This window comes from Corallococcus sp. AB045, from assembly GCF_003668895.1.
Taxonomy (GTDB): Bacteria; Myxococcota; Myxococcia; order Myxococcales; family Myxococcaceae; genus Corallococcus; species Corallococcus coralloides.
The window spans coordinates 1-25,674 of record NZ_RAWN01000144.1; the positions used below are offsets into that span (position 1 = coordinate 1).

The 25,674-nt window shown below is 71.4% G+C and carries 6 protein-coding genes; all 6 read left to right on the forward strand.

Features of this window, described 5'->3' with window-relative positions:
• Window positions 1-272: 272 nt before the first annotated feature.
• The gene (locus D7Y21_RS28570; RefSeq protein ID WP_158627372.1) at window positions 273-5,654 is read left to right on the forward strand and encodes a non-ribosomal peptide synthetase; all 5,382 of its coding nucleotides are present in this window, start codon (window positions 273-275) and stop codon (window positions 5,652-5,654) included.
• A 45-nt stretch (window positions 5,655-5,699) separates the two neighbouring features.
• Window positions 5,700-10,358: a type I polyketide synthase gene (locus D7Y21_RS28575; protein ID WP_121716940.1), complete on the forward strand. Its 4,659-nt coding sequence runs from the start codon at window positions 5,700-5,702 to the stop codon at window positions 10,356-10,358.
• A 39-nt stretch (window positions 10,359-10,397) separates the two neighbouring features.
• Window positions 10,398-16,370: a type I polyketide synthase gene (locus tag D7Y21_RS28580; protein WP_121716942.1), complete on the forward strand. Its 5,973-nt coding sequence runs from the start codon at window positions 10,398-10,400 to the stop codon at window positions 16,368-16,370.
• 2 nt (window positions 16,371-16,372) lie between these two features.
• Complete coding sequence (locus tag D7Y21_RS28585; RefSeq protein ID WP_121716948.1) at window positions 16,373-19,696, forward strand: non-ribosomal peptide synthetase; 3,324 nt, start codon at window positions 16,373-16,375, stop codon at window positions 19,694-19,696.
• A complete protein-coding gene (locus D7Y21_RS43530; protein ID WP_158627373.1) occupies window positions 19,689-24,224 on the forward strand; it encodes a type I polyketide synthase in 4,536 nt (1,511 codons plus the stop codon). Before D7Y21_RS28585 ends, D7Y21_RS43530 begins: the two co-directional genes overlap by 8 nt.
• 92 nt (window positions 24,225-24,316) lie before the next feature.
• Window positions 24,317-25,674, forward strand: a 1,358-nt coding sequence (locus D7Y21_RS28595; protein WP_121716946.1) for an MFS transporter, incomplete at its 3' end; no start/stop codon positions are given.

Here is a 25,674-nt window from a genome sequence, read left to right on the forward strand (position 1 = left end):
GAATGGCGCCAATGTGGGTGGGGGGGGATTGCTCGCACGCGCGTCAGGCGATACATGCGCGAAACAACGCCCCTTCACGGCGGGTGCTGATTGCGACTGACCCTTTGAATTCCTGTCTAGCCGGGAGACAGCAGCGCCCCGGCCCCTGAATCCGCGTCTCCGTGCTCCCCGTGCACGGAACACCCCCGCCTCCCAGGAGTCGCGTCATGCCTACTGGAACCACGCCCGGTTCTTCCCCGGTCTCTGACCTTGCGTTTTCCACCCTGGTTGAATTGCTTCGCGTCCGCGCGAGCGCCCAGGGAGACCGTCGGGGCTTTACGTTCCTGCTGGACGGGGAAACGGATGAAGCGCACCTGACGTACGCGGAGCTGGATCAGAAGGCCCGCGCCATCGCGGCGGCGCTCCAGGCGCGCGGCGCCCAGGGCCAGCGGGCGCTGCTGCTGTATCCGCCCGGGCTGGACTACATCGCCGGTTTCTTTGGCTGTCTGTACGCGGGCGTGATCGCGGTCCCCATCTATCCGCCGGACCCCATGCGCCTGGCGCGCACGCTGCCGCGCCTCCTGGCCATCAGCCAGGACGCGCAGGCCACCATCGCCCTCACCACCGACTTCATCTACGGCATGGGGGAGATGCTCTTCGAGCAGGCGCCGGAGCTGCGGGAGCTGCACTGGATCGCCACGGACACGCTGGACGCGGAGGTCGCCGAAGGGTGGAAGGACCCCGGCGTGGCGACGGACACGCGGGTGTTCCTCCAGTACACGTCCGGCTCCACGTCGTCGCCCAAGGGCGTGGTGCTGACGCACGGCAACCTGCTGCACAACTCGAAGCTGATCCACTCGTGCTTCGGTCACTCCACGCAGAGCCAGGGCGTCATCTGGCTGCCGCCGTACCACGACATGGGCCTCATCGGCGGCATCCTGCAGCCCCTGTACGGCGGCTTCCCGGTGACGCTGTTCTCGCCGGTGGACTTCCTCAAGCGCCCCATGCGCTGGCTGGAGGCCATCTCCCGCTACAAGGCCACCACGAGCGGCGGGCCCAACTTCGCGTTCGACCTGTGCGTGCGCAAGTCCACGCCGGAGGAGCGCGCGAAGCTGGACCTGAGCCACTGGGACCTGGCCTTCAACGGCGCGGAGCCCATCATGCCGGACACGCTCCGGCGCTTCGCGGAGGCGTTCGGTCCGCAGGGGTTCCGCTCGGAGGCCATCTATCCCTGCTACGGGCTCGCGGAGGGCACGCTCATCGCCTCCGGCGGTGACAAGCGCGAGCTGCCCGTGCAGCGCACCGTGGACGCGGGCGCGATGAAGGACAACCGCGTGGTGGCGAAGGAGGCGGCGAGCCCCGGTGCACAGACGCTGGTGGGCTCCGGCCGCAACCTCACGGATCAGCGCCTGGTCATCGCGCATCCGGAGACGGGCGCACCGCTGCCGGCGGGCCAGGTGGGTGAAATTCGCGTCGCCGGTCCCAGCATCGCGCAGGGCTACTGGGGCCGCGACGAGCAGACGCGGACCACCTTCCAGCAGCCGCTGGCCGGCACGGGGGACCCGACGCCGTTCCTGCGCACGGGCGACCTGGGCTTCCTCTCGGACGGCGAGCTGTTCGTCACCGGCCGGCTGAAGGACCTGATCATCATCCGCGGGCGCAACCACTACCCGCAGGACATCGAGCGCACGGTGGAGTCCGCCCACCCCGCCATCCGTCCCGGCTGCACGGCGGCGTTCTCCATCGAGCAGGACGACGAGGAGCGCCTGATCGTCGTGACGGAGGTGGACCGCCGCGCGGTGGAGCGCGACGGCGTGGACCTGGACGCGCTGGCGCAGGGCATCCGGCAGGCCGTCGCGGCCGGACACGACCTGCAGGCCCAGGGCGTGGTGCTGCTGGGGCCGGGCGCCATCCCGAAGACGTCCAGCGGCAAGATCCAGCGCTTCGCCACCCGGGCGGAGTACGTCGCGGACACGCTGGAGGCGCTGCACAAGAGCATCCTCGCCGCCGCGCCCGCCCCCGCGCCCGAGACCGTGAAGACCGCCGCCCCGGAAACCGCCGCCGCGCCCGCGCCCGTGGGCCCGGACACCAGCATGCTGCAGAAGATGCTGGCGGTGGTGACAGACGCCACCGCGCGCCGGGCCATGGTGGCGGTGTTCCTCCAGGAGCAGGCCGCGCAGGTGCTGCGGCTGCCCACCGCGCAGGTGGACGTGCAGAAGCCGCTGCATGCCTACGGCGTGGACTCGCTGATGGCGGTGGACTTCAAGAGCGCGGTGGACGCGGGGCTGGGCATCGACCTGCCGCTGTCGGACGTGCTCCAGGGCGTGTCGCTGTCGAAGCTGGCGGAGGTCGTGGTGACGCTGATGTCGGCGCCCCCGTCCCAGCAGGCCTCGAGCGCGGTGGCCGCCTCGTCCGCCACGGGTGACGCGCCCCTGTCCGGCGGACAGCAGGCGCTGTGGTTCATGCACCAGCTCGCGCCGGAGAGCGCCGCCTACCACGTGCCCGTCGCGGTGCGCGTGCGCGCGGGGCTGGACGCCAACGCGCTGAAGGGCGCCTTCGAAGCGCTGGTGGCCCGCCACCCTGCCCTGCGCACCACGTTCGTCATGGCGGCCACCGGCCCCGTGCAGCGCGTGCACGCGGAGCTGCCGCTGGACTTCACCACCACGGACACGAAGGGCTGGAGCGACGCGCAGGTCGCGGAGCACCTGTCCGCCGAGGCCCGCCGCCCGTTCGACCTGGAGAAGGGTCCGCTCTTGCGCGTGCGGCTGGTGTCGCGGGCCGCGGAGGACCACGCGCTGCTCATCGCGATGCACCACATCGTCACCGACTTCTGGTCGCTGGCGGTGATGGCGGAGGAGCTGGACGCGCTCTACCCGGCGCTCAAGCTGGGCAAGCGGCCCACGCTGGCGCAGCCCGCGCGCACCTACGCGGACTACGCGCGCTGGCAGGCGGAGATGCTCACCGGCGCTCGCGGCCAGGCGCTGGAGAAGTACTGGCGCGAGCAGCTGTCCGGCACGCTGCCGGTGCTGGACCTGCCCACGGACCACCCGCGTCCCCCGGCGCAGACCTTCAACGGCCGCGTCCACACCACCCGGCTGGACGCGAACGTCGCGAGCGCGGTGAAGACGCTGGCGCGCGAGCACGGCGCCACGCCGAACATGGTGCTCCAGACGGCGTTCCAGGTGCTGCTGCACCGCTACACCGGCCAGCAGGACTTCACGCTGGGCGTGGTGAGCGCGGGCCGCGGACGCGCGGAGCTGGCGGGCATCACGGGCTACTTCGTCAACCCGCTGGTGGTGCGCACGCGGCCGTCCCCCACGCTGTCCTTCACGGACTACCTGGCCCAGACGCGCCAGACGATGCTGGGCGCGCTGGAGCACCAGGACTACCCGTTCAGCGCGCTGGTGGACCGGCTCCAGCCGGTGCGTGACCAGAGCCGCTCGCCGCTGTTCCAGGTGATGTTCGTCTACCAGCGCGCCTCCAAGCTGGACGAGCGCGGCCTCACGCCCTTCGCCCTGGACATCCCGGGCGCGAAGTCCACCGTGGCGGGCCTGCCGATTGAATCGCTGCTGCTGTCGCACGGCGGCGCGCAGTTCGACCTCACGCTCACCATGGGCGAGGCGGACGGCGAGCTGGTGGCCTCCTTCGAGTACAACACCGACCTCTTCGAGGCCGGCACCATCGAGCGCATGGCCGGGCACCTGGCCACGCTCCTGTCCGGCATCGCCGCCCAGCCGGGCCGCGCGCTCGCGGGGCTGCCCCTGCTCACGCAGGCTGAACAGCAGCAGCTGCTGGAGACCTGGAAGGGTCCGCGCGTGCCGCTCACGCAGGCGGACATGCTCCCTGCCCTCTTCGCGGCGCAGGTGGCTCGCACGCCGGACAACGTCGCGGTCCTCTTCAAGGACGCGCAGCTCACCTACCGTGAGCTGGATGCTCGCGCGGGGCGGCTCGCCGCGTGGCTGCGCGGCGCGGGCGTGAAGCCGGGCGACATCGTGGGCATCTGCCTGGAGCGCTCGGTGGAGACGCTGGTGTCCGTGCTGGCCGTGATGGCCGCGGGCGCGGCGTACGTGCCCATCGACCCGGCCTACCCGTCCGAGCGCGTGGCCTTCATCCTCGGCGATACGCAGGCGCCGGTGCTGATCACGCAGTCGTGGCTCCAGCGCACGCTGCCCTCCGGCACGTCCGCGCGCACTCTGTTCGTGGACCAGCCGCTGGACGGCGCGCTGTCCTCCGCGCCCGCCGCGACGGTTGCGGCCGGGGACCTGGCGTGCCTCGTCTACACCTCCGGCTCCACCGGCCAGCCCAAGGGCGTGATGCTGGAGCACGGGGGCCTCGCGAACCTGGTGCGCTCGTTCGTGGAGTCCTACGCGCCTGGGGCAACGGACCGGATGCTGCCGCTCACGTCGGTGGCCTCCGCCAGCTTCGTGGGCGAGATCCTCCCGCTCCTGTGCACGGGCGGCGCGCTGGTGCTGCCCACCGAGGATGAGATCCTCGACCAGGAGAAGCTCTTCCAGCTGATCACGCGCCACACCGTCACCATCGTGAGCACGGTGCCCGCGGTCATCGCCGGGCTCAACGCGCGCCTGGAGCAACTGCCGCCGCTCAAGCTGGTGCTCTCCGGCGGCGAGGCGCTGGTGGCCAGCGACGTGGAGAAGCTGCTCGCCACGGTGCCGGTGGTGAACGGCTACGGCCTCACGGAGACCACCGTGTGCTCCACCTACCACCGCATGGCGGTGGAGGACCTGCAGGGCCACGCGTGGGTGCCCATCGGCCGGCCCGTCATCAACACGGACGTGTACGTGCTGGACGCGGAGCGCAACCTGCTGCCCGTGGGCGTCGCCGGTGAGCTGTACGTGGGCGGCCTGGGCGTGGCGCGCGGGTACTGGAAGCGGCCGGAGCTGACCACGGAGCGCTTCATCGCGAACCCGTTCGGCTCCAACAAGGGCGAGCGCCTGTACCGCACGGGCGACCGCGCGCGCTGGCTGCCGGACGGCGTGCTCACGTTCCTGTCCCGCGCGGATGATCAGGTGAAGATCCGCGGCTTCCGCATCGAGCTGGGTGAGGTGGAGGCCGCCGTGCGCCGCCACCCGGCCGTGAAGGACGCGTTCCTGATGGCGCGCGAGGACTCACCCGGCGACAAGCGCCTGGTGGCCTACGTGGTGCTGGGCGAGCCCGCGCCCACGCACTCGGACCTGAACACCTTCCTCGCGGAAGGGCTGCCGCCGTACATGCTGCCGTCCGCGTACGTGCCGCTGTCCGCGCTGCCCCTGTCGCCCAACGGCAAGGTGGACGCGAAGGCGCTGCCCGCGCCGGAAGGGGCGCGCCTTGCGTCCGGCGTCGCCTACGCCCAGCCGCAGAGCGCGGTGGAGCGCAGCGTGGCGGCCATCTGGGCGGCGGTGCTCAAGGTGGAGCGCGTCGGCCTCAACGACAACTTCTTCGAGCTGGGTGGCAACTCGCTGCTCATCGCGCAGGCCCACCGGCGGCTGAAGGAGGAGCTGGGCGCGGACCTCGCGCTGGTGGACATGTTCAAGTTCACCACGGTGAGCGCGCTGGCCCAGCACCTGGCGAACAAGGGCGAGGACTCGGGCGCGGCCTCCCAGAAGATCAAGGACGAGGCGGAGCGCCGCCGGGCCGCCCAGGCGCGGCGTCAGCAGGCGCGCGGCCGTGGCAAGTAACCAACGACTTTCAGGCACACCCCCCAGGTTTCGAAGGACGGCTCCATGAGCACTGACACTCTTGAAGTGGATGGCATCGCGGTCATCGGCCTGGGTGGCCGCCTGCCCGGTGCGAAGACCATCTCCGAGTTCTGGAAGAACCTCACCGGCGGCGTGGAGAGCATCACGTTCTTCACCGATGAGGAGCTCATCGCGGAGGGCGCCGACCCCGCGATGGTCCGCGCGCCCAACTACGTGAAGGCCCGCGGCACGCTGGGCGACACGGATCAGTTCGACGCGGCCTTCTTCGGGATGAACCCCCGCGAGGCCGCGCTGATGGACCCGCAGCACCGCGTCTTCCTGGAGTGCGCGTGGGAGGCCATGGAGAGCGCCGGCTACAGCCCGGAGCGCCAGCCCGGCCGAGTGGGCGTGTTCGGCGGCATGAGCATGAACACGTACCTGCTCTCCAACCTGTACTCGCACCTGGCGCACGTCGCGTCGGTGGAGAGCCTCCAGGCGTCCATCGGCAACGACAAGGACAGCCTCACGACCGAAGTGGCGTACCGCATGGACCTGAAGGGCCCGGCCGTCACGGTCCAGTCCTCGTCCTCCACGTCGCTCACGTGCATCCACTACGCCTGCCAGAGCCTCCTGTCGTTCGAGTGCGACATGGCGCTGGCCGGTGGCGTATCCATCCACTTCCCGGAGAAGGCGGGCTACCTGTACCACGAGGGTGGCACCACGGCGCCGGACGGCCACTGCCACACGTTCGACGAGGAGGCCGCAGGCTTCGTCGCCGGCCACGGCGCTGCGGTGGTCGCGCTCAAGCGCCTGTCGGACGCGCTCAAGGACGGTGACACCGTCTACGCGGTGGTGCGCGGCTCGGCGGTGAACAACGACGGCTCGCAGAAGGTCAGCTACATGGCCCCGGCCGTCGCGGGTCAGGCGGAGGTCATCGCGCTGGCGCAGGCGGTGGCGGGCGTGGATCCGGACTCCATCGGCTACGTGGAGGCGCACGGCACGGCGACCAAGGTCGGTGATCCGATTGAAGTCGCGGCGCTCACGCAGGCCTTCCGCCAGGGCACGGACAAGAAGAACTTCTGCGCGCTGGGCTCGGTGAAGAGCAACATCGGCCACCTGGACTCGGCGGCGGGCGCGGTGGGCTTCATCAAGGCGGCCCTCACGCTGCACCACAAGGTGATTCCGCCCAGCCTCAACTTCAAGACGCCCAACCCGGCGTGCGACTTCCCCAACAGCCCGTTCTACGTGAACACGGAGCTGCGCGACTTCCCTCGTGGGGAGACGCCGCGCCGCGCGGGCGTCACGTCGCTGGGCATGGGCGGCACCAACGCGCACGCCATCCTGGAGGAGGCGCCGGAGCTGCCCGCCACCGACAAGGCCCGCCTGCCCGCGCAGGTGGTGCTGCTGTCCGCGCGCACGGAGAACTCGCTGGAGGTAGCCACGGACCGGCTGGCCGCGCACCTGCGCGAGAACCCGAACGTGGACCTGGCGGACGTGGCGCACACGCTCCAGTTGGGGCGCAAGCGCTTCGGCAAGCGGCGCGCGGTGGTGGCGCGAACCACGGCGGAGCTGGCCTCCGCGCTGACGGAGCGCACGCCGGGCCGCGTCTTCTCAGGCAGCGCGGAGAACAGCGGCCGTCCGGTGATGTTCATGTTCTCCGGACAGGGCTCGCAGTACGTGGACATGGGCCGCGAGCTGTACGAGACGGAGAAGGCCTTCCGCGCCCAGGTGGACACCTGCGCGGAGAAGCTCAAGCCGCACCTGGGCCTGGACCTGCGCACGGTGCTGTACCCGGCCGCGGAGTCTCGCGAGCTGGCGTCGGAGCGCCTCAAGCAGACGGGCCTCACGCAGCCCGCGCTGTTCGTCATCGAGTACGCGCTCGCGAAGCTCTGGGAGTCGTGGGGCGTGACGCCGCACGCGATGGTGGGCCACAGCATCGGTGAGTACGTGGCCGCGTGCCTCGCGGGTGTGTTCACGCTGGACGACGCGCTGGCGCTGGTGGCCGCGCGTGGCCGGCTGATGCAGTCGCTGCCCGCGGGCTCCATGCTCGCGGTGTCCCTGCCGGAAGAGCACGTCACGCCCATGCTGCCGGAGGGCCTGTCCGTGGCGGCGGTGAACAGCCCGGCCACGTGCGTGGTCGCTGGACCCACGCCGCTGGTGGACGCGTTCGTGGAGACGCTGAAGCTCCAGGGACTGGCGTCCTCGCGGCTGCACACGTCGCACGCGTTCCACTCCGCGATGATGGACCCCATCCTGGACGCCTTCCGCGAGGCGGTGCGCAAGGTGGCCCGGAAGGCGCCGACGAAGCCCTACCTGTCCAACGTCACCGGCACCTGGGTGACGACCGAGCAGGCCACGAGCCCCGACTACTGGGCGAAGCACCTGCGCGGCGCGGTGCGCTTCGCGGACGGCGTGGCGGAGCTGCTCAAGGAGTCCGACGCCATCCTGCTGGAGGTGGGCCCGGGCAACACGCTCGTCACGCTGGCGCGGCAGCACCCGGACAAGGGCGCGAAGCACGCGCTGATCAACTCGCTGCGCCACCCGAAGGAGCAGGTCGCGGACCTGGACCACGTGCTGGCCACGCTGGGCCGGCTGTGGCTGGAGGGCGTGGAGGCGGACTGGGATGCGTTCCGTGGCGGTGAGAAGCGCCGCCGCATCCCGCTGCCCACGTCCCCGTTCGAGCGTCAGCGCCACTGGGTGGATCCGCGCAAGGAGACCGCCGCCGACGGCGAGCGCGCCGAGTGGGCGTCCGCGGACCAGAAGCAGCCCGTGGCCCGCTGGTTCTACCTGCCGTCGTGGCAGCGCGCGCTGCCGTCGCCGCAGGGAACCTGGAGCGAGAAGAAGGCCACCTGGTGGCTGCTGCTCCCGGACGACTCCAACGAGGGCCTGGGCGCGCGGCTCGCGCTCAAGCTGGGCGAAGCCGGGCAGGACGTGGTGCGCATCACCCCGGCCGCCGTCACCGCGAAGCATGACGAGCACCACTGGTCGCTCGCGCTGGGCGGCGAGGCCACGGTGCTGGAGGCGCTCACCGCGCAGGGCCGCGCCCCGGACCACGTGCTGCACCTGGGCACGCTGGGCCTGGGCGACGCACACGGCGAGGCGGACTTCGAGTCCGCGCTGGGCAAGGGCTTCCTGGGGCTGCTGTCCCTGGCGCAGGCCCTGGGCCGTCAGCCCGGCACGCGTCCCGTGTCGCTGGTCGCGGTAACGAACCGCATGCAGGCGCTGGGCGACGAAGCCCCGAACCCGGAGCTGGCCACGGTGCTGGGCCCGGTGCGCGTCATCCCGCAGGAGTACGGCCACCTGTCCGCGAAGGCCGTGGACGTGCGCCTGCCGGCGTCCGGCAGCTGGCAGGAGACGGTGCTGGTGGAGGCCCTGCTGTCCGAGGCCGCCACGCCGTCCAAGCTGGAGACCGTCATCGCGTACCGCGGCGGCGCCCGCTGGGTGCAGCACTTCGAGCACGTGCCGGCGGACGCGCCGCGCGCCGCCCAACTGCCGCTGCGCGACGGGGGCGTGTACCTGCTCATCGGCGGCTTCGGCACGCTGGGCTTCTCCCACGCGAAGTCGCTGGCGAAGCGCACGAAGGCGAAGCTGGTGCTCGCGGGCCGCACGGCGCTGCCGGAGCGTTCGCAGTGGGACGCGCACCTCTCCGCGCATGGCGAGGACGACGCCGTCTCCCGCCGCATCCGTCAGGTGCGGGAGCTGGAGGCGCTGGGCGCGCAGGTCCACACAGTGTCCGTGGACGCGGGCAACAAGGTCCAGGTGAAGGAGGCCGTGGACGCGGCGCTGACGCACTTCGGCGCGCTGCACGGCGTGGTGTTCGCGGCGGGTGACGTGGGCCAGGCGCTCTTCCGCGCCATCCCGGACACCCGCCCCGAGGACGTGCGCGACACCTTCCACGGCCGCGTGCGCGGGCTGTACGCGCTGGAGGAGGCGGTGCGCGGGCGCTCGCTGGACTTCTGCGTGCTGTCGTCGTCGCTGGCGGCGGTGCTGGGCGGTCTGGGGCTCGCGTCGTACTCGGCGGCCACGTCATTCATGGACGCGTTCGCCACGAAGCAGGCGCAGACGTCGCCGGTGCCGTGGATGAGCGTGGGCTGGGACGCGTGGCAGTACGAGTCCCGCGCGGGCGGCGCGCAGAGCCCGTTCGGCGCGCTGGCTATCACGGCTTCCGAGGGCGAGGACGCCTTCGAGCAGCTCTTCCAGTTGGGCGCCGTGTCCCACGTGGCCGTGTCCACGAGCAACCTGCGCGCCCGCGCGCGCAAGTGGGCGCAGCCGGCCGCCGCTCAGGAGCAGGCGGAGGCGAAGCAGGAGGCGGGTTCTTCCCTGGGCACCACGCCCCGGCCCGCGCTCCAGAACGCCTACGTGCCGCCGCGTGACGAGCTGGAGGAGAAGATCGCCCGCCTCTGGCAGACGACGCTGGGCATCGACCAGGTCGGCGTGCACGACAACTTCTTCGAGCTGGGTGGCAACTCGCTCGTCGGCGTGAAGCTGATTGCCCGCGTGCGCGAGCAGTTCGGCGTCGCGCTGCCGGCCGTCACCCTCTACGAAGGCCCCACCGTGGGGGCGCTGGCCAAGCTGCTCAAGGCCGCCAGCGGCAGCGAGGACACGGAAGCCGCGCCCGAGGAGACCGAGGCGCTCAGCCGCGGGGAGCGCCGCCGTGCGCGCCGCGCGAACCGCCGGGGCGACAGCGCCTCCGACGAGGAGTAGCCGTCCCCTCCCCCCACCTTTCGAAGCCGAGCACACCCCATGTCCGCTGAATCGAACATCGACGCGCAGGCCATCGCCATCGTCGGCATGGCCGGACGTTTCCCCGGCGCTCCCGACCTGGACTCCTTCTGGAAGAACCTGCGCGACGGCGTGGAGTCCATCCAGCCCGTCCCTGACGCGGAGCTGGAGAAGCTGGGCGTGGACCCCGTCCTGCGCAAGGACCCGCGCCACGTGAAGGCCAGCGCCGCGCTCGCCGGCATGGAGTTGTTCGACGCGGGCTTCTTCGGCTTCACGCCCCGCGAGGCGGAGCTGATGGACCCGCAGCACCGCGTCTTCCTGGAGTGCGCGTGGGAGGCGCTGGAGAAGGCGGGCCACACGCCGGAGGGCTTCGACGGCTCCATCGGCGTGTTCGCGGGCGCGGCCACCAACACGTATCTGGTGTTCCACCTGGTCCCCAACTTCGACCAGTTGAGCGGCATGGACCAGGTGCAGATCGACGTGAACAACGGCGGCGACTTCCTGGCCACCCGCGTCGCGTACAAGCTCAACCTGCGCGGCCCCAGCTACTCCATCACCAGCGCGTGCTCCACGTCGCTCGTCGCCACGCACGCGGCCTGCCAGAGCCTCTTGAATGAGGAGTGCGACCTGGCCCTGGCCGGTGGTGTGTCCGTGCACGTGAAGCACCCGGAGGGCTACCCCTTCGTGCCCGGCGGCATCGTGTCCCCGGACGGCCACTGCCGCGCGTTCGACGCGAAGGCGGAGGGCACGGTGTTCGGCAGCGGCGTGGGCGTGGTGGTGCTCAAGCGGCTGGCGGACGCCATTGAAGACGGCGACCACGTCCACGCCATCATCAAGGGCAGCGCCATCAACAACGACGGCGCGCTGAAGGTGGGCTTCACCGCCCCCAGCGTGGAGGGCCAGGCCACCGTCATCACCGAGGCCCTGGGCGCCGCGGGCGTGGCGCCGGAGACCATCGGCTACCTGGAGGCGCACGGCACCGGCACGAAGATGGGTGACCCCATCGAGGTGCGCGCGCTCAACAAGGCGTTCAAGTTCCGCTCGGCGGCGGCGAAGGCGAATCCTCCGAAGATTCCGGTGGGCTCGCTCAAGAGCAACATCGGCCACCTGGCCAACGCGGCCGGCGTGTCCAGCCTCATCAAGGCGGTGATGACGCTGGAGAATCGGCAGATTCCGCCCAGCCTTCACGTGACGGAGGTGAACCCGGAGATCCCGTTCGCGGGCGGCCCGTTCTTCGTCAACACGAAGCTCGCCGACTGGCAGGCGAACCCCAAGCATCCTCGCCGCGCGGGCGTGAGTTCCTTCGGCGTGGGCGGAACCAACGCGCACATCGTGCTGGAGGAGGCCCCGGCCCTTCCGGCGTCCGGCGCGTCCCGCCCGGTGCAGTTGCTGGTGCTGTCCGCGAAGAGCGACGCGGCGCTGGACGCGGCGACGAAGAACCTGGCCGCGCACCTGAAGGCAAACCCCGCGCAGGCGCTGGCGGACGTGGCCTTCACGCTCCAGACGGGCCGTCAGGCCATGGCGAAGCGGCGCGTGCTGGTGTGCCGCGACCGCGACGACGCACTGGCCGCGCTGGAGGTGGAGAACAGCCCCCGCCAGTGGACGAACGTGCCGGACGTGCACGAACGGCCGGTGGCCTTCCTGTTCCCCGGCCAGGGCTCGCAGTACGTGGGCATGGCGCGAGACCTGTACGCGTCCGAGCCGACCTTCAAGCGGCACCTGGACGCGTGCGCGGACAAGCTGACGCCGCACCTGGGCCTGGACCTGCGCACGGTCCTCTTCCCGGAGGCCTCCAAGGCGGAAGCGGCGACGCAGGCGCTGACGCGCACGGAGCTGACGCAGCCCGCGCTCTTCGCCGTGGAGTACGCGCTGGCGAAGCTGTGGACGGGCTGGGGCGTGAAGCCCTCCGCGATGCTGGGGCACAGCATCGGTGAGTACGTGGCCGCGTGCCTCGCGGGCGTGTTCAGCCTGGATGACGCGCTGGCGCTGGTGGCCGCGCGCGGCAAGCTGATGCAGGGGCTGCCCTCGGGCGCCATGCTGTCCGCGAAGCTGGAGGAGTCCGCGCTCAAGCCGCTGCTGCCCGCGAACGTCAGCGTGGCGGCGGTGAACGCGCCGGGCTTCACCGTGGTCGCGGGCCCCACCGACGCGGTGGACGCGCTCCAGGCGAAGCTGGAGGCGCAGGGCGTGGAGGTGTCGCGGCTGCACACGTCGCACGCGTTCCACTCCGCGATGATGGACCCCATCCTCGCGACCTTCACCGCACGCGTGCGTCAGGTGAAGCTCAACGCGCCCACCCTGCCCTTCCTGTCCAACGTGACGGGCACCTGGATTGAAGCGGCGCAGGCGACCGACCCGGGCTACTGGGCCACTCACCTGCGCCAGGCCGTGCGCTTCTCCGCGGGCCTCCAGGAGCTGTCCCGCAAGTGGCCGCAGGCCGCGCTGCTGGAGGTAGGCCCCGGCACGGTGCTCACCACGCTGGCGAAGCAGCAGCCGGGCGCGGAAGGCCGCGTGCTCATCTCCTCCACGCGTCACCCGCGCGAGCAGGCGCCGGACCTCCAGGTGCTCCTGGCTGCGCTGGGCCGGTTGTGGCTGAACGGCGTGACGGTGGACTGGAAGGGCTTCGCGGCCAATGAGCAGCGCCGCCGCGTGCCGCTGCCCACCTACCCCTTCCAGCGCGAGCGCTACTGGATCGACGCGAAGCCGCTGGGCGGTGGGGCCCGTACGGACGCGCCCGCGTCGCTGGCGAAGCGCTCGGACGTGGCGGACTGGTTCTACGCGCCGTCGTGGAAGCTGTCCCCGCTGCCCAAGGCGAAGGACGCGGCGGGCGAGGGCTGGCTGGTGCTCGCGGACGACACCGGCGTGGCGGAGGCCCTGGCGCCGAAGCTGGGCGGGGACGTCTTCCGCGTCGTCCCCGGCGCGCGCTTCGAGCAGCGTCCGGACGGCACGTTCACGGTGGACCCCGCGCGCCGCGAGGACTTCTGCTCGGTGCTGGAGGCGCTGAAGAAGCAGGGCCGCGCGTTCTCCAACGTGCTGCACCTGTGGAGCCTGTCGCGCGAGCCGGTGTCTCAGGAGAAGGCGCTGGACCTGGGCTTCCACAGCCAGCTGTTCCTCGCCCGCGCCCTGAGCGAGACGGGCCACCTGGAGCCGCTCACCTGGTCCGTGGTGACCAGCCGCTCCGCCCGCGTGGAGCAGGCGGACGCGCAGTTGCCGGAGCAGGCGCTGCTGGTGGGCCCCTCGCGCGTGCTGCCGCAGGAGTACCCGAACCTCTCGTGCCGCTTCGTGGACGTAGTGCCCGGCGACGCGGGCGCGGTGGCGGACCGGTTGGCGGCGGAGCTCGGCTCCGAACCGCGTGACGCGGTGGTGGCCCTGCGTGGCCGCCAGCGCTGGGTGCAGACCTTCGAGCCCGTGCGCCTGGAGGCGGCCAACGCGGAGGTGCTGCGCGACGGCGGCGCGTACCTCATCACCGACGGCCTCACCGGCATCGGCCATGCGCTGGCGTCCGAGCTGGCCACGGTGCACCAGGCGAAGCTGACGCTGGTGGAGACGCCGGACTTCCCCAGCCGCGGCCAGTGGACGGCGTGGGTGGAGAAGCACGGCGTGCAGGACGCGGTGTCCCGCCGCATCCAGCGCGCGCTGGCCCTGGAGCGCACGGGCGTGGAGATGCTGGTGCTGCCGGCGTCCCTCACCGACGTGGAGTCCATGCGCGGCGTGGTGGACACGGCGGTGGCGCGCTTCGGCCGCATCGACGGCGTCATCCACGCGGCGGGCGGCATGCAAGGCGCCACGCTGGGCACCATCGCGGAGACGGGCCCGGACGAGTGCGCCTGGCACTTCCGCCCGCAGGTGCACGGCGTGCGCGTACTGGAGCAGGTGCTCCCGAAGGAAGGCCCCGCGTTCTGCCTCCTCGTGTCGTCGCTGTCGTCCGTGCTGGGTGGCCTGGGACAGGTGGCACAGGCCTCCGCCAGCGCCTTCATGGACGCCTTCGCGGAAGCGCGCACGGAGGGCTTCGCCTACCCGTGGCTGAGCGTGGACTGGGACGCGTGGCAGTTCGCGGACGCGCAGGCCATGGCGGAGCTGTCCCCCACGCTGGCCCAGTTCGCCATCCAGCCCGCCGAGGGCCTGGAGGCGCTGCGCCGCGCGCTGTCGCATGGCGAGAGTGGCCGGCTGGCCGTCTCCACGGGTGACCTGGCCGCGCGCCGTCGTCAGGGACCTCGGGCCGCGAAGGCGGAGAAGGGCAAGAAGGACGCGGCGAAGGGCAACAAGCACGCGCGGCCCTCCATCCTCACGCCCTATGCCGCGCCTCGCACGGAGCTGGAGAAGACCGTCGCGGGCATCTGGGAGCAGGTGCTGGGCATCGACGGCATCGGCATCAACGACAACTTCTTCGAGCTGGGCGGCCACTCGCTGCTGGCCACGCAGCTGCGCAACCACATCCACGCGGTGCTGAAGGTGGACCTGTCGCTGCGCGGCCTCTTCGAGACGCCCACCGTCGCGGGCGTCGCCGGGCGCGTGGAGCAGGAGCTGGGCAAGCGCGCGGCCTCCACGGAGAAGCCCATCGCGGAGCGTCTGCGCACCGCGTTCCCCACCGAGCGCCCCGCCCTGCTCACCGAGTACCTGCGCCACCACATCTCCGAAGGCCTGCGCATCCCGCTGGACAAGCTGCCCGCCGACGGCAGCCTCAAGGGCTACGACCTGCACGCGCTGGGCGCGGAGCTGGAGTACGACCTGCGGCAGGACTTCAAGTTCCAGCTCTACCCGCACGAGGTGCAGGCGCATCCGTCCATCCCGGAGCTGTCCAAGTACCTGCTGGTGGAGATGGACCGGCTCCAGGACCCGCAGCGCTTCGCGGAGAACAAGCCGCTGTCCGCGTATCCGCTGAAGCCTTATCGAGCCCAGACGTCCGGCATGCAGCGCACCAACACGGCGAAGAAGAACCCGCCCATGGTGTTCGTGCACTCCAGCCCGCGCGCGGGCTCCACGCTGTTCCGCGTGATGCTCGCGGGACACCCGCGGCTGTTCTGCCCGCCGGAAGTGAACCTGCTCTTCTTCGAGGGCATGCGCGAGTGGCGCGAGAACATCGGCTTCGGCAGCGAGATGGAGTGGACCACGGGCGGCCTGCAGTGGGCGCTCATGGAGCTGGAGAAGCTGGACTCGCCCGCGGGTGCCGCGCTGGTGGACCGGCTGGTCGCGGATGACATGTCCGCGCAGGACGTCTATCGCCGCCTCCAGGAGAAGTCCTCGCCCCGGCTGCTCGTGGACAAGACGCCCACGTACGCCATGGACGTGGAGACGCTGGAGCGCGCGGAGCGGATGTTCGAGGGCAACAAGTACATCTACCTCTACCGCCACCCGCTCCCGGTGATGGAGTCCATCCTCCGCATGCGCTTCGACCGCCTCTTCGCCGCCGGCCTCTTCGGTGACGCGGACGTGGACCCCTACGTGGTGGCGGAGACGGTGTGGGCGCTGTCCAACCGGAACCTGCTCAACTTCTTCGACGGCATCGGCCGCGAGCGCTGCCACTGGGTCCGCTACGAGGACCTGGTCGCGGACCCCACGAAGGTGATGACCGGCGTGGCCCAGTTCCTGGGGCTCGAGTTCGACGAGCGCATGGTCCAGCCGTACGACGGCAAGAAGGACCGCATGATGGGCGGCCTCGGTGACCCGAACATCCTCCAGCACCAGGGCATCGAGAAGAAGATGGGCGAGTCCTGGAAGCGGATCAAATGGCCCCGCCCCTTCGACGCCTCCACCCACGCGGTGATTGAACGGCTGGGCTACTCCGTGGAGGGCGCCACGCCCACGCAGCCCCTGGTGGCCGCGCAGCCGGTGGCCACGCCCGCCGCGAAGCAGAAGGTGACCGCGGCGGAGGCGGAGAAGTTGCTGGAGAACATGGACCAGCTGTCGGACGAACAGGTGGCGGAGCTGCTCGCGGTGATGGAAGACGCGGGCGACGGTGACGGCGGTGACAGCAGCAGCAGCGAGGACGCGGCCTGAACATGACGCCCGAAGAGAAGCGAGCACGCCTGGCCCAGCTCCTGAAGGACAAGTCGCGCCCTGCCTCGAAGCAGGCGCCCCTGTCCTTCGCGCAGGAGCGGATGTGGTTCCTGGACAAGTGGAGCCCCGGCAGCGCGGCCTTCCACATGCCCACCGCGGTGCGCCTGACGGGCACCGTGGACACGGACGCGCTGCGCCGCGCCCTGGCCCTGCTGGTGGAGCGGCACGACACGCTGCGCACCACCTTCCAGGAGCGCGAAGGCGGCGGCGTGCAGGTCATCGCCTCCACGGGTGAAGTGCCGCTGGAGGTGATGGACCTCCAGGGGCTGCCGGTGACCGAGCGCGAGGCTGAAGCCCAGCGGCGCGTGGTCACGCTCGCGCAGCAACCGTTCAGCCTGGAGCAGGGCCCGCTCTTGCGCGCAGTGCTGATGCTCCTGGGCAACGGTGAGCAGGTGTTGCTGGTGGATCAGCACCACATCGTCTCCGACGGCTGGTCCATGGGCGTGCTCGTGCACGAGCTGGCCATGCTGTACCGCGCGTGCCTGGAGGGTCAGCCCTCGCCGCTCAAGCCCCTGCCGCTTCAGTACGCGGACTGGGCGGCGTGGCAGAAGGAGTGGCTCCAGGGTGCGGAGCTGGAGCGCCAGCTCACCTACTGGAAGAACCGCCTCAACCCCAACGCGCTGCTGGAGCTGCCGCAGGACAAGCCGCGTCCGGCGCTGATGAGCTCCAAGGGCGAGCGACAGGTGATGCACCTGTCCCCCGCCCTCACCCAGGCGCTCAAGGCGCTGGGCCAGCGCGAGGGCCGCACGCTCTTCGTCACGCTGCTGTCCGCGTTCAACGTGCTCCTGTCCCGCTACACCGGGCAGGACGACATCGTGGTGGGCACGCCCATCGCCGGCCGTCCGCGCGCTGAGGTGGAAGGGCTCATCGGCCTGTTCGTGAACATGCTGGCGCTGCGCTCGGACCTATCCGGCAAGCCCACGTTCAAGGAACTGCTGAACCGCGTGCACGAGTCCACGCTGGACGCGTACGCGCACCAGGACATCCCCTTCGAGCGGCTGGTGGACGCGCTCAAGCCGGAGCGGCACCTCAGCCACTCGCCCATCTTCCAGGTGATGTTCGTCCTGCAGAACGCGCCCATGCCGGCCCTGGAGGCCCCGGGCGTGGTGATGGAGGCGAAGCCGGTGGACACCGGCACGACGAAGTACGACCTGTCGCTCTTGCTGGTGGACCTGCCGCAGGGCCTGCGCGTCATCGCCGAATACAGCACCGACCTGTTCGAGCGCTCCACAGCGGAGCGGCTGTTGGGCCACTACCTGACGCTGCTCGAAGGCATCGTCGCGCAGCCGGACGTGCCCATCTCCCGCCTGCCGCTGCTGCCTTCCGCCGAGCGCCAGCGCGTGCTGAAGGACTGGAACAGCACCGCCGTCACGCACCCGAAGGACGCGACGCTCACGTCGCTCATCGAGGCGCAGGTGGCGCGCACGCCGGACGCCGTGGCCCTGGAGTTCGAGGGCAGCCGCCTCACCTACCGCGAGCTGGACGCCCGCGCTAACCAGCTGGCGCACGCGCTACGCAAGCACGGCGTGGGACCGGAAGTCCGCGTGGGCCTGTGCGTGGAGCGCTCGCTGGAGATGGTGGTGGGCCTGCTGGGCACGCTGAAGGCGGGCGGCGCGTACGTGCCGCTGGATCCGGGCTACCCGCAGGAGCGTCTGGGCTGGATGCTGGAGGACGCGCGTCCGCCGGTGCTCCTGGTGCAGGAGCGGCTCCTGGCGCGGCTGCCGGCGTCGGACGCGAAGGTGGTGAAGCTGGACACGGGCTGGGAGGAGATTGCCCGCGAGCCCACCACCGCGCCTTCGCCCACGGCCACGCCGGACTCGCTGGCGTACATCATCTTCACGTCCGGCAGCACGGGCCGCCCCAAGGGCGCGATGAACGCGCACGGCCCGGTGGTGAACCGCCTGCTGTGGATGCAGTCCGCCTACCGGCTCACGCCGTCGGACACAGTGTTGCAGAAGACGCCGTTCAGCTTCGACGTGTCCGTCTGGGAGTTCTTCTGGCCGCTGATGACGGGCGCGAAGCTGGTGGTCGCGAAGCCCGGTGGGCACCAGGACCCGGGCTACCTCAAGGCGCTGATTGCCTCCGCGTCCGTCACCACGCTGCACTTCGTGCCCTCCATGCTCCAGGCCTTCCTGGACGAGCCGGGCGTGGCGGAGTGCACGTCGCTCCAGCGCGTGGTGTGCAGCGGTGAAGCGCTGCCGCTGGAGCTGAAGGAGCTGTGCCTGCGCACGCTGCCCGGCGCGGGGCTGCACAACCTCTACGGCCCCACCGAGGCCGCGGTGGACGTGACGTTCCACGCGTGCAAGGCGAACGACGGCCGCCGCTCCGTGCCCATTGGCCGGCCGGTGGACAACACGCAGATCCGTATCCTGGACGCGGAGCTCCAGCCGGTGCCCCAGGGCGCGGCGGGCGAGCTGTACATCGGCGGCGTGCAGGTGGGGCGTGGCTATCTGGCGCGGCCCTCACTGACGGCCGAGCGCTTCATTCCGGATCCGTACGCGACGGTGCCGGGCGCGCGCATGTACCGCACGGGCGACGTGGCGCGGTGGCTGCCGGACGGCGAAATCGAGTACCTGGGCCGCGCGGACTTCCAGGTGAAGATCCGCGGCCTGCGCATCGAGCTGGGCGAGATTGAATCCTCGCTGGAGAAGCACTCCACGGTGCGCCAGGCGGTGGTGCTCGCGCGCGAGGACCGGCCGGGCCAGAAGCGGCTGGTGGCCTACGTCACCGGCAAGGACGCGAAGCCGGAGGGCGCGGCGCTGCGCACGTACCTGCTGGAGCGGCTGCCCGAGTACATGGTCCCGTCCAACATCGTGGTGCTGGAGCGCATGCCGCTCAGCCCCAACGGCAAGGCGGACCGCAAGGCGCTGCCCGCGCCGGAAGTAGGTGGCGCGGATCCGTCGCGGCCCTTCGTGGCGCCGGGGACAGCCATCGAGCAGCAGATCGCCCAGGCGTGGAAGGACCTGCTCCACGTGGAGCAGGTGGGCCTGGACGACCCCTTCTTCGAGCTGGGTGGCAATTCGCTGCTCGCGCTCCAGTTGCACCGCCGGTTGACGGCGGAGCTCGGCGTGACGCTGGCGCTCACGGACCTCTTCCAGTACCCCACCGTGCGGGCACTGGCGGCGCGGCTGTCGCGCCGGGAGGACACGCCCTCGGAGGACGCGGCGCAGGCGGGCCGCTCCCGTGCCGAGGCGCGACGCACGGTCAACCGCCGCGCGGGGGCTTCGCGCGGTCGGGTGGAAACGGATGGAGACGCGGATGAGTGACACAGTGGGTGGTGGCGAGGAGCGCATCGCGATCGTCGGCCTGTCGGGCCGCTTCCCGGGTGCGCGGACGCTGGAGGGCTTCTGGGAGATGCTCCGGCGCGGCGGCGACGCGCGTCGCGTGCCCACGGATGCGGAGCTGGACGACGCGGGCGTTCCCCAGGCCCTGCGCGCCCATCCGCAGTGGGTGCGCTCCAGCTACGTGCTGGAGGGCGCCACGGAGTTCGACGCGGGCCTCTTCGGCTACAGCCCGCGCGAGGCGGAGCTGATGGACCCCCAGCAGCGCATCTTCATGGAGTGCGCGTGGGAGTCGCTGGACAACGCCGGTTACGACCCGGGCCGCTTCAAGGGCGCGGTGGCAGTCTACGCGAGCGTGAGCCTGAGTTCGTACCTGCTGCGCGCGCTGATGCGGCAGCCGGACCTGATGGACGCGGCCGGTTCGTTCGGCGTGATGCTGGCCAACGACAAGGACTACGTGGCCACGCGCGTGTCCCACCGGCTGGGCCTGCGAGGCCCGTCCGCGACGGTGCAGACGGCGTGCTCCAGCTCACTGGTGGCGCTCCACCTGGCGTGCCAGAGCCTGCTGTCCGGCGAGAGCGACATGGCGCTCGCGGGCGGCTCCTCCGTGTCCTTCCCGCAGACGGCGGGCTACCTCTACCAGGAGGGGATGATCTTCTCTCCGGACGGCTACTGCCGCGCGTTCGACGCGAAGGCCAACGGCACCGTGCGCGGCGCGGGCGCGGCGGTGGTGGTGCTCAAGCGCCTGTCCGACGCGTTGAAGGACGGCGACACCATCCATGGCGTGCTCCTGGGCACGGCGGTGAACAACGACGGCGCGGGCAAGGTGGGCTTCACCGCGCCCAGCGTGGAGGGCCAGGCCGCGGTCATCGCGGAGGCGCTCGCCATCTCCGGCGTCACTCCGGACGACATCCAGTACGTGGAGGCCCACGCGACGGGCACCCCGCTGGGCGACCCGATTGAAGTGGCCGCGCTCAACCAGGCCTTCGGCGGCAAGGAGACGGGTCAGAAGCGCGTGGCGCTGGGCTCGCTCAAGGCGGCCATCGGCCACCTGGACGCGGCGGCCGGCATCGCGGGCGTGGTGAAGACGGTGCTCGCCATGGAGCACGGCGAGATCCCCGCGAGCCCCCACTTCCAGCAGGCCAACCCCGTCATCGACTTCGACGCGGGCCCCTTCTTCGTGCCCTCGCAGCCGCGCCCGTGGACCTCCACGAATGGACCGCGCCGCGCGGGCGTGAGCGCCTTCGGCATCGGCGGCACCAACACGCACGTCATCCTGGAGGAGGCCCCGAAGACGGCCGCCCCCGCACCGTCCCACCGCGCGTGGCACGTGCTGCCCCTGTCCGCCCGCACTCCCGCGGCGCTGGACGCGGCGACGGAGCGGCTGGCCGCGCACCTGGACGCGAACCCGAACGTGTCCCTGGCGGACGTGGCCTACACGCTCCAGGTGGGCCGCCACGCGCACGAGCACCGCCGTGCGGTGGTGGTGAAGGACGTGGCGGACGCGAAGGCGGCGCTGCGGGATGCTCGGCGGCTGCTGGGCGGCTCCGGCACCAACACGCGCCGGCCGGTGGTGTTCCTCTTCTCCGGCCAGGGTTCGCAGTACGTGGACATGGGCCGTGGCCTCTACGAGCAGGAGCCCGTCTTCCGCACGGAGGTGGACGCCTGCGCGGAGAAGCTCAAGCCGCACCTGGGCCTGGACCTGCGCACCGTGCTCTATCCGCCTGCGGACGAGCGCGAGAAGGCCACCGAGCAGCTCAAGCAGACGTCCCTCACGCAGCCCGCGCTGTTCGTCATCGAGTACGCACTCGCGAAGCTGTGGACGTCCTGGGGCGTGACGCCGCAGGCGATGGTGGGCCACAGCATCGGTGAGTACGTGGCCGCGTGCCTGTCGGGCGTGTTCACCCTGGACGATGCGCTGGCGCTGGTGGCCACGCGCGGCCGGCTGATGCAGTCGCTGCCCTCGGGCTCCATGCTGTCCGTGCGGATGACGCCGGAGGCGCTGGCGCCGCTGATGGACGCGCGCATCTCCGTGGCCGCAGTCAACGCACCGGGCTTCACCGTCGTGGCGGGCCCCACCGATGCAGTGGACGCGCTCCAGGCGAAGCTGGAGGCCCAGAAGGTGGAGGTATCGCGGCTGCACACGTCGCACGCGTTCCACTCCCACATGATGGACCCCATCGTGGAGGAGTTCCGCCAGGCGGTGGCGAAGGTCGCGCGCAAGGAGCCGAAGGACCTCTACCTGTCCAACGTCACCGGCACCTGGGTGACTCGCGAGGACGCGGTGAGCCCGGCGTACTGGGCCCGCCACCTGCGCGACGCCGTGCGCTTCCAGGACTCGGCGACGCTGCTGTTGAACGACCCCGAGCACGTCTTCCTGGAGGTCGGTCCCGGCAACGCGCTGGCCACGCTGGTGCGTCGCAACGCGCAGGAAGGCACCTTCCCGGCCATCCTCTCGACGCTGCCCGCGCCGCGCGATGCCCAGCAGGACGCGCGCACGCACGCCGCGGACGCGTTCGCGAAGCTGTGGCTCGCGGGCGCGAAGTCGACTGCCGGCCGCGTCTACAAGGGCGAGGCCCGCCGCCGCATCCCCCTGCCCGCCTACCCCTTCCAGCGCGAGCGCTACGACCTGCTCAAGGGTCCGCCGCCCGCGCTGCCCCGCGCCGCCGCCGCGCGGGCCGCGACGACGCAGGGCATGGAGCTGACCGTGCCCGCGTGGCCGCGCACGCGCGCGTCACCCCAGGTGCCGTCGCTCACGGGCCAGCGTTGGCTGGTGCTGGAGGCGGACACGCCGGTGGCCGCGCGCGTGTCGGAGCGGCTGCGCCAGGCGGGCGCGGACGTGGTGTCGCTCGTCGCGGGACAGGGCGCGTCGGATCCGGTGACGAAGCGCTTCGCCGTGGATCCGTCATCCCCGGACGCGGTGGGTGAACACCTGGAGCGGCTGCGCGGTGAGGAGTGGACACCCGCGCACGTCGCGTACCTGTGGCCGCTGGTGAAGGAACCGCGCGACCTGGATTCGGGACTCACGACGTCGTTCCACGGGCTGCTCGCGCTGGCGAAGACCGTGGGCCCGGGCGCGGCGAAGACGCCCGTGACGCTGGACGTGGTGACCACTGGCGCCCAGGACGTCACGGGCGAGGAGCCGCTGCTGCCCTGGCAGGCGGCCGCTGTCGGTGCCAGCCGAGTGCTGCCGCAGGAGTACCCTGGCCTCACCGTGCGCGCCGTCGACGTCACCTGGCCCGCGCCGGATGAGTCCGTTTCGGGCCCGTGGCTGGAAAGGCTGGTGACGGAGCTGGCCGCCGGCAAGGACCCGGTGGTCGCGCTGCGCGGTCCGTATCGCCACGTCGAGGCATTCGAGACCATCGACGTCCCGGCCTCCACGGAACAGACCGGCCTCAAGGACGGCGGGGTCTACGTCATCGTCGGTGGTCTAGGCCGAGTGGGCCTCGCGCTCGCGGAGCAGCTCACTCAGGCGGTGAAGCCGAAGCTCGTGCTGCTGTCGCGCCGCACGCTCCCCGCCCCCGGGGAATGGGACGCGTGGCGCGCGGGCCATGACGCGCAGGACGCGACGTCCAAGGTCATCGACCGCATGCGCGCGCTGGAACGCTCGGGCGCACAGGTCCTGGCGCTGCGCGCGGACGCGGGCGTCCCCGGTCAGCTCGACAAGGCACTCCAGGTCGTGGAGGCGAAGTTCGGCCGCATCGACGGTGTCTTCTACGCGGCGGGCGACGGCGGCATGGCCACCCGCATCTCCGTGGCCGAGGCCACGCCAGAGGCCACCACCCCGCTGCTGGCCGGCCGCTTCGGAGGACTCACGCAGCTGGCGGAGGCCCTGTCGTCGCGGCAGCCGGACTTCGTCGTGGTGCAGTCCTCACTCACCGTGGTGCTGGGCGGCATGGCGGTCAGCGCGGTGGCGGCGGCGCACGCCGGCATGGACGCGGTGGCGGCACGGCAGGCCCGGCTGGGCGGCACCCGCTGGTACACCGTGGACTGGGACGTGTGGGGCGTGGGCGAGGGCTTCCGGCCCGACGCCGTCATCCCCCCCGCCGAGGGCTTCCGCCTCCTGCGCGCGCTGCTCACCCAGCCCACCGGTGGACGCTTCCTCGCGTCGCTCGGGTCGCTGGAGGCGCGGCGGCAGGTGGCTCGCGAGGGTGCCTCCACCTCCCGCGCGGGCGGAAGCGCCAGCGGCAAGCACCCGCGTCCCCCGCTGGCCAACGCCTTCCTCGCTCCGCGCGACGAGACCGAGGAGAAGGTCGCCGCGCTCTGGCAGGACCTGCTGGGCGTGGAGTCGGTGGGCATCACCGACAACTTCTTCGAGCTGGGCGGCCACTCGCTGCTGGGCGTGCAGTTGCTGTCGCGCATCCGCGAGGCCTTCCAGGTCGAGCTGTCCATGCGCGCCCTCTTCGAGTCCCCCACCGTGGAGGTGATGACGGTGGCCATCGTGGAGGCGAGCGCCAGCCAGCTGGATCCCGAAGCCCTGGAAGCCATGCTCGCGGAGCTGGAGCAGAGCTGAAATCCCCCTAGCAACGCCGGGCCCGCGCGCACTCCCGTAGTACGGTGCGCGGGCCCTTGACCCTCCTGCCCCCCAGGAGAAAGAGACGTGGAATGAGCCTCGCGCAACGCCTGACCATCACCCAGCCCATGCGGGTCTTCTGGATCACCTGGTTCGGCCAGCTCATCTCGATCCTCGGCTCCGGCCTCACGTCCTTCGGCGTGGGCGCGAAGGTCTTCCTGGACACGCGCTCCACCACGCAGTTCGCGCTGCTGTCCTTCTTCGCGCTGGCGCCCATGGTGGTGCTGTCCCCCATCGCGGGGACGCTCATCGACCGGTGGGACCGCCGCCGCGCCATGCTGCTGGCGGACCTGGGCAACGGCTTCACCACCATGCTCATCTTCGGCATGCTGATGGCCAGCGACCGGGGACTGTTCAAGCTCGAGACCTGGCACTTCTACCTGCCCGTCTCCCTGGGCGCGTGCTTCGGCGCCTTCCGCTGGCCGGCCTTCTTCGCCACGGTGACGCTCATCGTGCCCAAGCAGCACCTGGGCCGCGCCAACGCCATGGCGGAGGTGGCCAGCGGCGCCAGTCAGATCCTCGCCCCCATCATCGCGGGAGCGCTCATCGACAGCGTGGGCCTGGTGGGCGTGCTGACGGTGGACGTCTGCAGCTTCTTCATCGCCGTCACCACCCTGCTGATGGTCCGCTTCCCGCGGCCCACCGCCTCCGCGGAGGGCCAGCAGGGCAAGGGGTCGCTGTTCGCGGAGATGAAGCAGGGCTGGGCCTTCATCAGCGCGCGCAAGGGGCTCTTGTCCCTGATGGCCTTCACCGGCGTGGCCGTGCTGTGCATGGACCTGGTGGTGCTGCTGATCACCCCGCTGGTGCTCGCCTTCACGGACATCTCCACGCTAGGCCGCATCGCGTCCATCGCGGGCGTGGGCGCGCTCCTGGGCGGCATCGGCATGGGCGTGTGGGGCGGCCCCAAGAACCCGCTGTACGGCATCCTCGGCTTCCATGCGTTTTCGGGCGTGGTGCTCTTCCTGGCCGCGCCGTCGCCCAGCGTCATGCTCGTCGCCACCGCCGCCGCGCTCTACCTGTTCACCATGCCGCCCGTGATGGCGGGCATCCAGTCCATCTGGCAGCGCAAGATTCCCTCGGACCTCCAGGGCCGCGCCGCCGCCGTGAAGCGGATGATCATCCTCTGCGTGTCGCCGCTCGCGAGCCTCATCGCGGGACCGCTCGCGGACGACATCTTCGAGCCGGCCATGCGCGAGGGGGGCGCGCTCGCCGGCACCATGGGCCGCCTGCTGGGCGTGGGTCCGGGGCGCGGCATCGCCGTCATCTTCATCGTCCTGGGCCTGCTGACGCTCACGAACGTCGCGGCCGGGTGGTTCAACCCGCGGCTGCGCAACCTGGACAAGGAGCTGCCGGACGCGCTCCCTGACACGCCTCCCGCCGCCCCTGACAC

Bases quoted from the DNA above. Each gene is read 5' to 3' on its own strand.
- D7Y21_RS28575 (WP_121716940.1), top strand. From the start codon at position 5,700: ATGAGCACTGACACTCTTGAAGTGGATGGCATCGCGGTCATCGGCCTG.
- D7Y21_RS43530 (WP_158627373.1), top strand. From the start codon at position 19,689: ATGAGTGACACAGTGGGTGGTGGCGAGGAGCGCATCGCGATCGTCGGC.
- D7Y21_RS28585 (WP_121716948.1), top strand. From the start codon at position 16,373: ATGACGCCCGAAGAGAAGCGAGCACGCCTGGCCCAGCTCCTGAAGGAC.
- D7Y21_RS28580 (WP_121716942.1), top strand. From the start codon at position 10,398: ATGTCCGCTGAATCGAACATCGACGCGCAGGCCATCGCCATCGTCGGC.